This is a genomic window from Pseudomonas sp. NBRC 111132 (assembly GCF_001320565.1).
Lineage (GTDB): Bacteria > Pseudomonadota > Gammaproteobacteria > Pseudomonadales > Pseudomonadaceae > Aquipseudomonas > Aquipseudomonas putida_P.
In genome coordinates, this window is record NZ_BCBI01000095.1 from 1 (window position 1) to 13,704 (window position 13,704).

The 13,704-nt window shown below is 60.3% G+C and carries 9 protein-coding genes and 1 rRNA gene; 6 read left to right on the plus strand and 4 right to left on the minus strand.

What is annotated here, in order from left to right; translation table 11 throughout:
• Positions 1 to 852 (minus strand): retention module-containing protein (locus APH35_RS27040; RefSeq protein WP_060515791.1); only part of this gene is annotated, 852 nt, incomplete at its 3' end.
• A gap of 1,004 nt (positions 853 to 1,856) precedes the next feature.
• Here APH35_RS27040 and APH35_RS27050 point away from each other — a divergent pair.
• Together APH35_RS27050 and APH35_RS27055 are read left to right on the plus strand one after the other, a co-directional pair.
• Positions 1,857 to 4,013 (plus strand): type I secretion system permease/ATPase, encoded by a 2,157-nt coding sequence (locus tag APH35_RS27050; RefSeq protein WP_012269971.1) that lies wholly within the window; start codon positions 1,857 to 1,859, stop codon positions 4,011 to 4,013.
• Positions 4,014 to 4,020: 7 nt separating this feature from the next.
• Entirely contained in the window at positions 4,021 to 5,379 is a 1,359-nt protein-coding gene (locus tag APH35_RS27055) for an HlyD family type I secretion periplasmic adaptor subunit (RefSeq protein WP_069943456.1), read from the plus strand.
• Positions 5,380 to 5,577: 198 nt separating this feature from the next.
• On the opposite strand, the gene lapD is transcribed toward APH35_RS27055, so the two are convergent.
• Both lapD and lapG read right to left on the minus strand, forming a co-directional pair.
• Positions 5,578 to 7,524 (minus strand): cyclic di-GMP receptor LapD, encoded by a 1,947-nt coding sequence (gene lapD, locus APH35_RS27060; protein WP_012269969.1) that lies wholly within the window; start codon positions 7,522 to 7,524, stop codon positions 5,578 to 5,580.
• A 10-nt stretch (positions 7,525 to 7,534) separates the two neighbouring features.
• Positions 7,535 to 8,296, minus strand: a complete 762-nt coding sequence (lapG, locus tag APH35_RS27065) for a cysteine protease LapG (RefSeq protein ID WP_171577298.1) — start codon at positions 8,294 to 8,296, stop codon at positions 7,535 to 7,537.
• Between the two features lie 204 nt (positions 8,297 to 8,500).
• Here lapG and APH35_RS27070 point away from each other — a divergent pair, with 204 nt between their 5' ends.
• The 4 genes from APH35_RS27070 to APH35_RS27085 all read left to right on the plus strand — a co-directional run bounded on the left by APH35_RS27070 (position 8,501) and on the right by APH35_RS27085 (position 13,346).
• Complete coding sequence (locus tag APH35_RS27070; RefSeq protein ID WP_060494610.1) at positions 8,501 to 9,190, plus strand: GntR family transcriptional regulator; 690 nt, start codon at positions 8,501 to 8,503, stop codon at positions 9,188 to 9,190.
• A gap of 111 nt (positions 9,191 to 9,301) precedes the next feature.
• Positions 9,302 to 9,805: a sigma-70 family RNA polymerase sigma factor gene (locus APH35_RS27075; RefSeq protein WP_012269966.1), complete on the plus strand. Its 504-nt coding sequence runs from the start codon at positions 9,302 to 9,304 to the stop codon at positions 9,803 to 9,805.
• Positions 9,806 to 9,809: 4 nt separating this feature from the next.
• A complete protein-coding gene (locus tag APH35_RS27080; RefSeq protein WP_082421469.1) occupies positions 9,810 to 10,766 on the plus strand; it encodes a FecR family protein in 957 nt (318 codons plus the stop codon).
• Positions 10,767 to 10,859: 93 nt separating this feature from the next.
• Complete coding sequence (locus APH35_RS27085; RefSeq protein ID WP_082425861.1) at positions 10,860 to 13,346, plus strand: TonB-dependent siderophore receptor; 2,487 nt, start codon at positions 10,860 to 10,862, stop codon at positions 13,344 to 13,346.
• Positions 13,347 to 13,412: 66 nt separating this feature from the next.
• Here the strand turns inward: APH35_RS27085 and rrf are convergent.
• Positions 13,413 to 13,528, minus strand: a 5S ribosomal RNA gene (gene rrf / locus APH35_RS27090).
• Positions 13,529 to 13,704 lie beyond the last annotated feature (176 nt).

Genomic DNA, 13,704 nt, shown 5'->3' on the forward strand with positions numbered 1-13,704 from the left:
AGCCGTGGTGGTGTCGATGGTATCCGTCACCTGGGTAACCGCAGGCGTTTGCGGCAATGTTACCGTCAGCCCGCCACCACCGGTGCTACCTGTCACGGTCGCCGAAATCTGGCCACCGTCGATATATGGGGTGTCATTCGCCGGGACCACGACGTTGACGCTACCGCTGGTCTGCCCGGCCGGAATGACGATCACAGCACCATTGGACAGGGTAACGACCAGGTTGGTGGTCGGTGCCTGGCCAACCGTGGCGGTATAAACGATTACGCCACCCGCCTCGCTGATCGAAGGGGTAGCGCCAAGAATCAGGTCCGTAGCAACGTTGGTGTCCGTCGTCGGTGGGATCACCAGGTTGTTGCCGTTGGTGTCCAGCAGGCCCACTTCCTCGCTATCGAGCGCAGCGGCAAAGCCCAAGCCGTCAGTCGGGAAGCCAACCGTCGGGTCGACCCGGCCCGCCGTTTCTTCGAGCATCACGAAGCTATGACCACCGCCCAGCGCACCACCACCGCCCGCTGCCGACGGGCCAGCTGCGGTAGCTTCAAGCTCTGTAGTCGGGTCGACACCCGCAGCAATCGCCTGCTGCAGCTCTTCCACCGACGGCGCAGCCTGGGCAGTCGCCTGGCTCAGATCGGTGCTGCTGTCAGGTGCTTCAGCGCTCCATTGGCTATCGCGACCCAGATCGAGCAGACGGCCATCAGCCAGTTCCAGAGTAACCGCGCCACCAGGACCAGTGAGCACTTCTTCACCGGTCAATAGACGGTCACCCTCGATGAGTACACGCCGGATGCCCTCTGGGGATACCGCAATAACCTGGCCGACAATACTTTTGACGATGGCTACAACGCTGCTCATTGGACTCTCCGTGTGACCCGATGGGGTACTTCCCTGCCAGAGCGGCGCTTGCTAGCCACTTCAGGCGGAACTATGTAGATGATCTCTTGACGTTTTTTGACGTCAATATTCCGTCTATAACTATTTGGAATTGCTTAACTGCCAAACTATTGACCTTATACATGCCATCCTAAACAATCGGCAATGTAATGTCACATTGATATTTGTACCTTAGCCAAGCGTTTCTCAAGGACAAATGTCGTACATCATCTAAAGCCTGTTTATCCCTCGATCCAGGTACTTATTTACACACCTGGGCCGCCATGGATGATGCGGCGAGGCCATCGTTCATCGGGCGCGGTCAGTGTTATTGGCGTCAACATTCAAACCACTGTCAATCGCCCCGGCACTGCATGTCCATAAAGCACAAACCTTGCCGGGTTGCGGCTTGCCAGCGGACTGAAAGCAGGTTGAATCGCGAATGCGTTGCACGCTCAAGCCGCACAGGTTTTCAATTGTGCATACACCACGAGCAGCGAATTGTCGCAAATCAAAGAGATGCTGCACGGGTGCGCCAATACTGCCGCCCCACTCATGGGAAACCGCTTGCGATTATCGAACGCTGACGGCCCAGGGATGTGCTTTCTATAGATGAATTTTGACTAACAAGTTACAACCAAACGCCAATTAACCAGCGCCTGTTTACTGACAATGACTAAGCTGGATATCGAAGCCCCTGCCGCCGCAGGCTGGATGGCAGGCTATGCTGCAACTTGGCGCCAAGCCTAATGGCTGGATCAAAAATGAAACATTCATAGCGCCGCTACGTCTGGTAAAAATGAAGCACCTAGAATTGTTTACTCAACACCGATTCAGGGCGACCATTGGCCAGTTGCACAAGCCTCAGGGTGTCATAGCCCTTATCCGCACAGCTTGGTAGCACCATAGATTGCCAGGGTGAGCCGGCCTGACCTTTGACGGCGGCACACCTACCCCACCCACCACAAGGATGAAGAGAGCGCCGCGTGGAATCCGAAGTCAGTCGAGTCCAACTCAGCCACGATCCACGCAGTCAGCATGACGATCCCCTGCTGGATAGTCTGTTGAGCCTGTGTGTGCTGCACCAGAAACCCGCCAGCCGGGTCATGTTGACCACAGGCCTGCCGCTGCCCGCCCAGCGCCTGAGCCCCGAGCTGCTGCCCCGTGCCGCCGCCCGGGCAGGCCTGCAAGGGCGCCTGCTGCAGCGCAAGCTGGAGCAGATCCCGAGCATCGCCATGCCGGCCATGCTGCTGCTCAAGGAAGGCCGCAGCGCCGTTCTGCTGGGCTGGGAAAATGAGGACACCGCACGCCTGCTGCTCAGCGAGAGCGATGGTGGCGAGGTGCACGTCAGCCGTGAAGCGCTGCAAAGCGACTACAGCGGCCGCGTGTTCTTTGCGCAGCCGCAGCACAAGTTCGACGTCAACCACGGCAACCTCATCCCACGGGCGAAGTCGTGGTTCCGCGACACCCTGCTGCGCAGCAAGTGGCTGTACATCGACGCGATCGCCGCCAGCCTGGTGATCAACCTGATCGCCCTGGCCGCGCCGCTGTTCGTGATGAACGTGTATGACCGGGTGGTGCCCAACCAGGCCACCTCGACGCTCTGGGTGCTGGCCATCGGTATCGCCGGCGCGTATATCTTCGACCTGATACTCAAGGGCCTGCGCGGCCTGTGCCTGGACCTGGCCGGCAAAAAGACCGACCTGATCATCTCGGCAACGCTGTTCGAGCGCATCGTCGGCATGTCGATGAAGTACCGGCCTGCACGGGTCGGCAGCTTTGCTCAGAACATTCACGAGTTCCAGGGCCTGCGCGACTTCCTTGCCTCGCTGACCCTGACCAGCCTGATCGACCTGCCTTTCACCATCCTCATCCTGATCGTCATCGCCATCATTGGCGGGCACCTCGTATGGATCCCGATTATTGCCTTCCCGCTGGCCCTGGGCATCGGCTACGCCCTGCAACGGCCGCTGATGGCGACCATGGAACGGACCATGGCCCTGGCCTCTGAGCGCCAGTCCAGCCTGATCGAGACACTGGCCGGCCTGGATGCGGTGAAGGTCAACAACGCCGAAAGCGAGCGTCAGTACATGTGGGAGCAGACCCTCGGCACCCTCAGCCGCCTGGAACTGCGTGTAAAGGTGCTGTCGAGCCTGGCGATGAATATCACCCTGCTGATCCAGCAACTGGCAGGCGTGGCAATGATCTGCGTCGGCGTGTACCTGATCATCGACGGCAACCTGAGCATGGGCGGCCTGGTGGCCTGCTACATGCTCAGCGGCCGCGCCCTCGGCCCGCTGGGCCAGCTCAATGGCCTGCTCGCCCGCTATCAGCAAGCCAAGGTGACCATGGTCTCCACCGACCATATGATGGAGCTGCCGCAAGAGCGCAACTTCGAAGAGCGCCCGCTGAGCCGCAAGGTGCTGCAGGGTAGCGTCGAGTTCCGTGGGGTCGACTTCACCTACCCGAACCAGCAGAACCTGGCCCTGAAGAACATCAACCTCACCATCCGCCCTGGCGAGAAGGTCGGCATCATCGGCCGCAGCGGCTCGGGCAAGAGCTCGCTGGCCAAGCTTATCGTCGGCCTGTACGAGGCCGATGGTGGCTCACTGCTGGTCGATGGCGTGGACATTCGCCAGATCGATGTCAGCGAACTGCGCCACAATATCGGCTACGTCCCGCAGGACATCCAGCTATTGGCCGGCACCTTGCGTGACAACCTGGTCAGCGGCGCCCGCTACATCGAAGACGAATTGATCCTGCAAGCCGCCGAACTGGCGGGCGTGCATGAGTTCGCCCGGCTGCACCCGGACGGCTATGAGCTGCAAGTGGGTGAACGCGGTCAGAACCTGTCCGGCGGCCAGCGGCAGAACGTCGCCCTGGGCCGTGCGCTGCTGCTCAACCCACAGATACTGCTGCTGGACGAGCCGACCAGCGCCATGGACAACACCGGTGAAGAACGCCTCAAGCAGCGCCTGCAAGCGGTGGTGGAAGGCAAGACGGTGCTACTGGTCACGCACCGTGCCTCGCTGCTGTCGCTGGTGGACCGGCTGATTGTGATCGATCGCGGGCAGATTGTCGCCGACGGCCCGAAAGCCGCGGTCATGGATGCGCTGAAGAAGGGGCAAATCAGTGTTGCATAAGCTGGATATGGGGCAGTTCAAGGACGGCCTGCGGCGCTATTTCAAAGGCAGTGACTCGCTTGGCGGCCAGCCGCTGCCGGAGGTCAACAAGGCCCTTATCGAGGATGCGCCGCGGGTGGTGCGGCTGACCATTTGGGGCGTGATCCTGTTCTTCGTGTTCTTGATCGTGTGGGCCAGCGTTGCGCCCATCGACGAAGTCACACGGGGTGAAGGCAAGGCCATTCCGTCGTCCAAGGTGCAGAAGATCCAGAACCTGGAGGGCGGCATCGTCGCTGAAATTTTCGCAAAGGAAGGGGAGATCGTCGAAGTCGGCCAGCCATTGCTACGCCTGGATGAAACCCGCTTCGCCTCCAACGTGGGTGAAACCGAGGCCGACCGCCTGGCCATGGCCCTGCGGGTCGAACGCTTGAGCGCCGAGGTCCAGGACAGCCCGCTGAAGATCGACGAAGAACTGCGCAAAGCCGCGCCAAGCCAGGCGGCCAGTGAAGAGTCGCTGTACCAGAGCCGGCGCCAGCAACTGCAGGATGAAATTGGCGGCCTGCAGCAGCAGCTGGTCCAACGCCAGCAGGAACTGCGCGAATACAGCTCCAAGCGCGCCCAGTACGCTAACAGCCTTGAGCTGCTGCGCAAGGAAATCGGCATGTCCGAACCGCTGGTGGCGACCGGCGCGATTTCCCAGGTTGAGGTGCTGCGCCTGCGCCGTGCTGAAGTGGAAAACCGCGGTCAGCTGGACTCCACCGCACTGGCCATCCCGCGTGCCGAGGCTGCCATCCGCGAGGTGCAAAGCAAGATCGAAGAGACCCGTGGCAAGTTCCGCAGCGAAGCGCTAACCCAGCTGAACGAAGCGCGCACCGAACTGAACAAGGCCACCGCCACCAGCAAAGCGCTGGACGACCGGGTTCACCGCACCATGGTCACTTCGCCGGTGCGCGGTATCGTCAAGCAACTGCTGGTGAACACCATTGGCGGTGTAATCCAGCCTGGCAGCGATATCATCGAGATCGTGCCACTGGACGACACGCTGGTCATCGAGGCGAAGATCCTGCCCAAAGACATCGCCTTCCTGCACCCTGGCCAGGAAGCGACAGTCAAGTTCACGGCGTATGACTACACCATCTACGGTGGGCTGAAGGCCAAGCTTGAGCAGATCGGCGCCGACACCATCACCGATGAAGACAAGAAGACCACTTACTACCTGATCAAGCTGCGCACCGATCGCAGCCACCTGGGGACGGACGAGAAGCCGCTGCTGATCATTCCGGGGATGGTGGCGACGGTGGACATCATGACCGGCAAGAAGACCATCATGAGCTACCTGCTCAAGCCGATCATGAAGGCGCGTTCGGAAGCGCTGCGCGAGCGCTAGAAGGCAGACTCAAGGCCGCGCGCTTTCTCTGTGGGAGCGGCCTTGTGTCGCGAAAGGGCCGCAACGCGGCCCCGGGATTTTCGCATTACTGCATAAACTACTGGGGCTGCCATGCAGCCCTTTTCGCGACACAAGGCCGCTCCCACATGCACAGCGTCAGGCCTGGGAGTCAGATCAGGCAACTGGCAGTAAAGCTCTTTAGCGCCAGGGCGCAGGCTCACCGACCAGCTGGCCCTGAATCCCACCTACCCCCATCTCCTGCAACACCCGCCGCTCCCCTTCGGTCTCGACCCGCTCGGCAATCAGCGGTAAATCGATGCTGTGGGCCGCACGCTGAATCGCTTCGATGAACAACCGCTTGTGCTGCTCATGGTCGATGTTGCGGATGTAGCTGCCGTCAATCTTCAGGTACGCCAGGCCCAGGTGCGCCAGGTTGCCGATCATGCTGAAGCGCCCGCCAAAGCGCTGCAGCGCCAGGCCGAAGCCAAGCCCGTGCAGGCGCCGGGTGAGCTGCTCCAAGGCGGCCTGTTCAGGCAACTGCTCCTCGCCAATTTCAAAAACCAGCCGCGGGCCGAGCGCCGCGTTCTGGCCCAGCAGCTCGAAGACGCGCTGCAGGGCCTTGGGGTCGGCCAGGGTGGCGGCGGACAGGTTCAGCGCCAGCACCTGGTCGTGCCCTCGTAGGTGCGCCAACACTTTCTCCAGCACCAGCACATCCAGCCGTGGCATCCAGCCGAAGCGCTCCAACCAGGGCAGGAAGCGGCCCGCTGGCAACGCCTCGCCCTGGCCATCCTGCAAACGCGAAATCACTTTGTGGTGCAGTACCCGTTGCGCTGAAGCACAATCCACCACGGGCTGGAAGAACAGCTCGAAATGCCCATTGCCGAATGCCTGATCGAGCCGCTCGTGCCAGGCATGTTGGCTGTCCCCAGCCACTGCGGCAACGCCTTGTTCAAGGCACACCCAGCCCGGCGTTGGCTGGTTCTCGGCACGGGCCAGCGCCTCGTCGGCGAGTTTCAGCAACGCCTGCGGTGAGTCACCGGGGCTGAACGGCGCCAGGCCGATACAAGCGACCGGGTCGATATCACTGGCACCCGTTTCGTGCAGGCTCTGCAGCGTCGCCTCCAGGGCCTGGGCAAGTTGCACAGCCTCTTCATGCACCATGCCCGGCGCCAGCACGGCAAACTCGCCACCGCGGCTGCGGGAAATCAGGTCATTGGTTTCCGGGTAGCTTGCACAGGTGCGGCGCAACTGTTCGCCTACTGCCTGCAGCAACTGGTCGGTACGCTGGCCGCCAAGGCGGGCATTCAGGCCGGCCAGGCCCTGAACCCGCAGCAACAGCAGGTAGCCGGCGCGCGCCTCTTCCAGGTTGCTCACCCGGGTGTTCAGTTGCATTTCGAAATACCGGCGGTTGGACAGCCCGGTCAGGCTGTCCTGGTAGGACTCGGCACGCAGCCGCTCACTGCGCTCGGCCTGCTCGGTGAACAGCGCTTTGAGTTTCTCGACCATCTGGTTCATCGCCTGCACCACACGGCGTAACTCTGGCGTGCGCGGCAGCTCTGGAAGGCTGAGGAATTCGCGGCGGGCAATCGCGTGGGATTGCTCAACCATATAGTCCAGCGGCCGCAACTGGCGGCGCAACAGCAATGCACCGAGCACAGCACTGGCCGCACCACACAACAGCAACCAACCCAGGCTGCCCAGAGCACTTTGCCAAAGTTTGGCAATGGCGAACATCGGGTGGCTGATCACTTCAACGCGCGCGGCCTGTTGCCAGCCACGGCTGACGATGGCATCGCCACCAGCAGCCTCAAGGCCGATCAAGTGCACGAACCATCGCGGTACGCCACCTGGGTCCGGCTCAGCGTGGCGCTCCACCAGCACAGCATTGGAGCCCAGATCGACGACCTTGATGCTTGCATAGTAACCACTGTCGAAGATCGAGCTAACCATCAGTTCGACCATCGCCGGGTCGTCGATATTCGGCGTCAGCGACAGCGCCAGCGCGGTCGCCGCGTCCTGGGCGTGCGAGCGCAACTGGTTGACATACTGGCTGCGCGAGCTTTCCAGGCTGACCATGAAACTGCCACTGAAGGCGACCACCAGGAACAGGCAAATGGCCAACAGCAATTGTTTGAACAGTGACATCTGTGCTCCTTCAGTAAACCGGCTCGGCCGGGAACCCTTCGGCCTGCATTTTCTTCAACAAATCCTGCCAGCGTGACAGCCGCTTGGTATCGCCGACCTTCTTGTTCCCGGCAGCGCCCGTCAGCCACAGCCCCTCGCCATTGAAGGCGTACACCGGCAACAGATCGGTACGTTGGCTTGCCGGCTTGATGGCGTCCATCAGGCTGTCGAGCACCAAAGGCTGGGCCTGTGGGCTTGAATAATAGGTCAGGACCATGTGTGCCCGGTTCTGTCGCAGCGCCTTGACGTAGGTAATGCGCAGTTTTTCACTGGGGATACCCATGCGCCGCAGGCTGAAATATTTGGCGATGGCGTAGTCCTCGCAATCCCCTGCACCTTTGATCAGTGCCTGCACAGGCGTGGCCCAGTAATCGACTTCATGCCACAGGTCGATGTCTTCGACATAGCGCAATTGCTGGTTGAAGAAGCGGTTGACCACTTGCAGCCGCTCAAGCTCAGTCCCCTGCTTCTGCGTAGCCATCAGGTTCTGCCAGGCATCGATACGGCCCTGCCCGGCACCCAACGGGCCGTAGAGCGCCTGCGACTTGCGGCTGATCTGGGAAAAATCCCAATCCGCGTGCAAGCCGCCCAGCAGCAGACTGCCCAGCAGCGCGGCAAAGCCAACACGTCGCACAACGGTTTTCAGCAACCAGGATATCGCCACTGCGAAGCCCTGTTCAGACCAGTCGAAAGCAGCGATGGTGGGGCTTGCCACAACAAAAGACAATGGCACCCTGCAATCATGCACCCGCCTGTCAGGCCGCCTACACTTTCTAGTTATATCCTTCTGAAGGGCGCTTCCTTTGGCAGACGACTTCATCCACCATAGCCGCGCTTTTGGGGCGCCCGTACCCGTGCGGGTGCAGGTTTGACACCCTTACAAGCTGTTACTACTGTCATTGGATCCAACTTTAGTCATTGTTAAGGCAGACGTCGCGTGGCCGAGAAAATCAAACTGAGCAATGTGCTGGCAAGCGAACAGCTGCTGCCGCATCAGGCCCGTGGCGTGATCGAAGAGCGCCTGCGCAGTGCCATTCTCGATGGGCGCTTACCCCCAGGTACTGCCGTGCGCCAACAAGAACTCGCCACCTTGTTCGGTGTCAGCCGCATGCCCGTGCGCGAAGCCCTGCGCCAGCTCGAAGCGCAATCCCTGTTGAAAGTAGAGATGCACAAGGGCGCTGTGGTTGCGCCGCTGATCGGTGAGGATGCAGTGGACACCTATGCCCTGCGCGTATTGCTCGAGAGTGAGGCGCTGCGCCAGTCGATCCCGCTGCTCGATGCCAGCGACATCGCCAGCGCCCGCGGGTATATCCAGCAACTGGAGAATGAAACCCGTCACGCCGAAATCGGCCGCCTCAACCGCCTGTTCCACATGGCGCTATACAGCAGGGCACCAAACAAGAAGCTACTGCGCCTGATCGAGAACGAACTGAACGAGGAAGAGCGCTTCCTGCGCTTCCATCTTTCGTCCATGGGCTTGGGCAAGCTCACTCAGGACGATCACAACGCACTGGCGGATGCGGCCAGCGACAAACTGGTGGATGAGGCGGTAGCGGTGCTGGAACGGCATCTCAACAGCGGGGCGCGGGTAATTCGCAAGTACCTGGATACACAACTGGGGCGCTAACCCACTGCCGCCTAGCGCAGCGTGCGACCAGATGGGTTGCAAATTGATGCGGCGCCACCAACAATGAGACTAATTATCATTCATGTCCATTGATGCCGGCGCCCCTCCCCCATGCCCAGCAACGACTGCGTGCAAACGCTATACAGTGACCATCACGGCTGGCTGCATGCCTGGCTGCGCAGCAAGCTAGGCAATGCGGCCGATGCCGCCGACCTGGCCCAAGACACCTTCGTACGCTTGCTACAGCGCCGTGAACAATTGCAACTGAATGCACCCAGGGCCTTCCTGCGCACGGTAGCGCGCGGGTTGGTGATCGATCACTGGCGGCGCGAGGAACTGCACAGGGCTTACCTGGAGGCTTTGGCGCATGTGCCGGAAGCATTGGCCCCCTCTGCCGAAACCCGCGAGCTGCTACTGGAGTTGCTTGAGCGCATTGCACGCATGCTCGACGGCCTCAAACCCAAGGTACGTCGCGCATTCCTCCTGGCTCAATGCGAGGGGCTGAAGCACCAGGCCATCGCCGAACAGCTGGGGATCTCGGTGCGCACCGTAGAACGCTACATTGCCGATGCGCTCTATCACTGCTACGTGCTGCACTACCAGGACGAGTGCTGAGTCGATGACCGCCGCACGCCCTGATACGAAAGCGGTCAAGCAGGCCATCCAGTGGATGCTACGGTTGCGCGAGAGTGGGCACGACCTGGCGTTGCAACAACAGTGTGCGCAATGGCGCAGTGTCCACCACGAACACGAACAAGCCTGGCAACGGGTGACGCACTTGCATCAAAACCTCGACCTACGCGCCATCCCCGGTGCCGGGCTGGCTTTGCAGACCCTGGAAACCAGCCAGCAGCGCCTGCGTCGAAGGCAGGCGTTGAAGCTGCTTGGGGGCGTTGTCATGGCGGGATCGGCGAGCTGGCTGGCTAAAGACCTCGATGCTGTCAGTGCCTGGGCATCGGACTATGCCACCGGCACGGGCGAACGGCGCGTCTTCACCCTGCCCGATGGCTCACTGATGCAACTCAACACCCGCAGTGCCGTGGACCTGGCCTTCATTGATCGGCAGCGTCTGGTCCGCCTGAAGCATGGCGAACTGATGATCACGTGTAATCCCCGGCATCCCGTGTTTGTACAAACCCGCGACGTGCTGCTGGAAGGCTTTGAAGGACGCTTTGTAGCCTATCAGGATAGCGACTGCACACGTGTCAGCGTCAGCCGCGGAAAAGTGGCGATACACCGGCCTGGCATTGCCCAACTGCAGTGGATCGAGAGTGGACAGAACTGGCGCCTGGATGCTCATGGCGCACAACGGATCGCACAGATGGACATGGACGCGATGGCATGGACTGAAGGGCTGATCGTCACTCAGAACATGCGCCTCGCGGATTTTCTCGCGCAGGTCAGCCGTTATCGCCATGGTTACCTGGGCTGCAGCAACGAGATTGCCGACCTGCGCCTGTCGGGCGTATTCCGCCTCGAAGACCCGGAACAATTGCTTCGGCTGCTACCGCAGACGCTGCCCGTACGGGTTCATCAACGTACACGCTGGTGGGTGCGTGTCGAAAGCACGACCTGATGAGGCCTTAACGTTTTTTGTCGGGTTTTGAACCCCGGTCCGGCTAGGACAGTAAGCGACATCTTCTGCCCTCATCACTTCAACGGACCCTTCATGTTCATCAAGCCGGTGTTAAACCACACTTTCAGCCCGAATGATTTTCGACCAGTCCTGCAGTCCGCTTACTTACGCCATGCCATACGGGCTGCTCTGTTTGGTACCGCCATGGGCCTGGCAGCTGTTGCGCAACTGTCCGTTGCGGCTGAAACAGCCCAAGTGAGTCATCACTATGCAATACCGGCCGGCCAACTGGCCGATGTATTGAACCAGTTCGCTCGCCAGGCCGGCATCACCCTGTCCAGTACGCCTCAGTTGACCGATCGCCTGCAATCCAACGGCCTGCAGGGGCAATACGCCATTGATCACGCGCTGCGCCAGTTGCTTAATGGCAGCGGGCTGGAAGCTGTCAGCCAGGACGGACGCAACTATGTGCTGCAGGCACAGCATCAGGACGCAGCCCTGGCATTGCCAGACACCGATGTCCGTAGTTTCTCTCTGGGCAACGCCTTGGGCAGCATGGAGGGTTACAACGCCACGCATAGCCAAGTGGCGACCAAGACCAGCATGCCACTGGTGGAGACCTCCCAATCGGTCTCGGTAGTAACTCGCCAGCAGATGGACGATCAGGGCTCTCAGACCGTTGCCCAGGCCATGCGCTACACGCCTGGGGTACTGACCAACCCCTACGGTGCCACCCATCGCTACGACTATGTGGCCATGCGCGGCTTCAACGACGGCTCGGTGGATAACATCTACGTCGATGGGCTCAAGTCCATGGGCGACAATGGCACTTACAGCACCATGCAGGTGGACCCGTACTTCCTTGAGCGCATCGACATTCTCAAGGGGCCGTCTTCAGTACTCTATGGGCGAAGCTCGCCGGGCGGCCTGGTAGCCCTTACCACCAAGAAGCCACTGCTCACCCCTTTCCACCAGGTTCAAGCCACGGTCGGCACCCAGGGCCAGCGGAGCATGGGCTTCGACTTCAGTGGCCCTGTAGATGATGACAAGCGTATTGCGTATCGCCTGACAGGTTTGGCGGATGCTTCGGACACACAGTTCGACCACAACAAGGAAGAACGCTATACCATCGCCCCGGCCATCAGCGTCGACTTCACCGAGGACACCTCGCTCACACTGCAGGCTTACCTGCAGCACGACCCTAACGGCGGGTACCACGGCGGCAACCCTGCTGACGGTATGCTGCATAAGCGCAACGGCTTGCGCTTGTCGGACCACTTTTTCGAGGGTGAGCCGGGTATCGATAATTACGAGCGCACCCAGCAGTCCTTCAGCTACCAGTTCGAGCATCGCTTCAACGATGTGTTCACCGCGCGGCAGAACTTCCGCTACCAGGATTCCGACGTGTCCATGGACCAGGTGTACTCGGCCGGCTGGGCGGATGCCGACAGCAACATTCTCAACCGCGCCTATACCGGCGGCGACGAGCGCCTGCATTCGTACATCATCGACAATATGCTGCAGGCGGAATTCTTCACCGGCGCTGCCAAACACACCCTGCTGCTGGGCGCAGACTACCAGCGACGCAAAGCCGATGTCGCATGGCGCTATGGCACGGTCGACCCGCTGAACGCCGGCAACCCGCAATACGGCAATGGCAACCTTCAGGTACTGGGCGAAAACCGCTACCAGCGGCGCTTGCAGCAAACAGGTGTGTATCTGCAGGACCTGGTGGAGGTCGACCAGTGGCGATTCTCCCTTGGGCTTCGCCAGGACTGGGTGAAGGTGTCCGAGGAGAATCGCGACAGCGACACCAAGGTCAGCGATCAGCGCTCCAGGTTTACTACCCGGGCCGGGGTGCTCTACCTGTTCGAGAATGGCATTGCGCCTTATGTCAGCTACTCGGAGTCGTTCAATCCCAATACCGTGTCCGACCAGCAAGGCCGCCCGCTGGCACCGACCGAGGGCACTCAGTGGGAAGCCGGCATCAAGTATCAGCCTCCGGGCAGCGACAACCTGTTTACCGCATCGGTGTTCCGTATCGAGCAGGAAAACCTGGCTTCGAAGCAGCCTGACGAAAACTTTTATCGCCCGGTAGGTGAAGTACGCTCGCAAGGGCTGGAGCTAGAGGCTCATGTGCAGCTGAGCGACAGCCTGAAACTGCTGGGTGGCTATACCTTCACCGATATCGAGTACGCCAAGTCGATGCCGAGCCTGGTGTCGGCCAGCCTGGACAATGAAGGCAACGCGCCAACCCAGGCACCGAAACAGATGTTCTCGCTGTGGGCTGACTATAACTTCCACCAAGGGGCTCTGGATGGACTGCGGCTGGGCGGTGGGGTGCGATATGTGGGCTATAGCTGGGTGGATGCGGAAAACAGCATGAAGGTGCCTTCCTACACCCTGTTCGACGCTTCGATCGGCTATGACCTGGGGAAGGTGGGTCTGACGGGTGTGGATGTGCGGCTGAACGCAAACAACCTTACCAATGAAAGCTACATTACCTCATGTGCCAGCCTGAACTACTGCTACATGGGTGAAGAGCGCAATGTGAGCGCTACGGTCAGCTATCAGTTTTGAGCGTTATTGAAACCCGGAAAAGACAAAGCCCCTGTCTGCATCGCAGACAGGGGCTTTGGGTTTGAATCTTGACGATGACCTACTCTCACATGGGGAAACCCCACACTACCATCGGCGATGCATCGTTTCACTGCTGAGTTCGGGATGGGATCAGGTGGTTCCAATGCTCTATGGTCGTCAAGAAATTCTGTGTGCTGGCCCGTCCTTCGGACGTGCCTGCGAATCTCTGTAGTTCCTACTTAAAGACAAAACCCCTACCTGCATGTGCAGATAGGGGTTTTGCGAAATGAATCTTGACGATGACCTACTCTCACATGGGGAAACCCCACACTACCATCGGCGATGCATCGTTTCACTA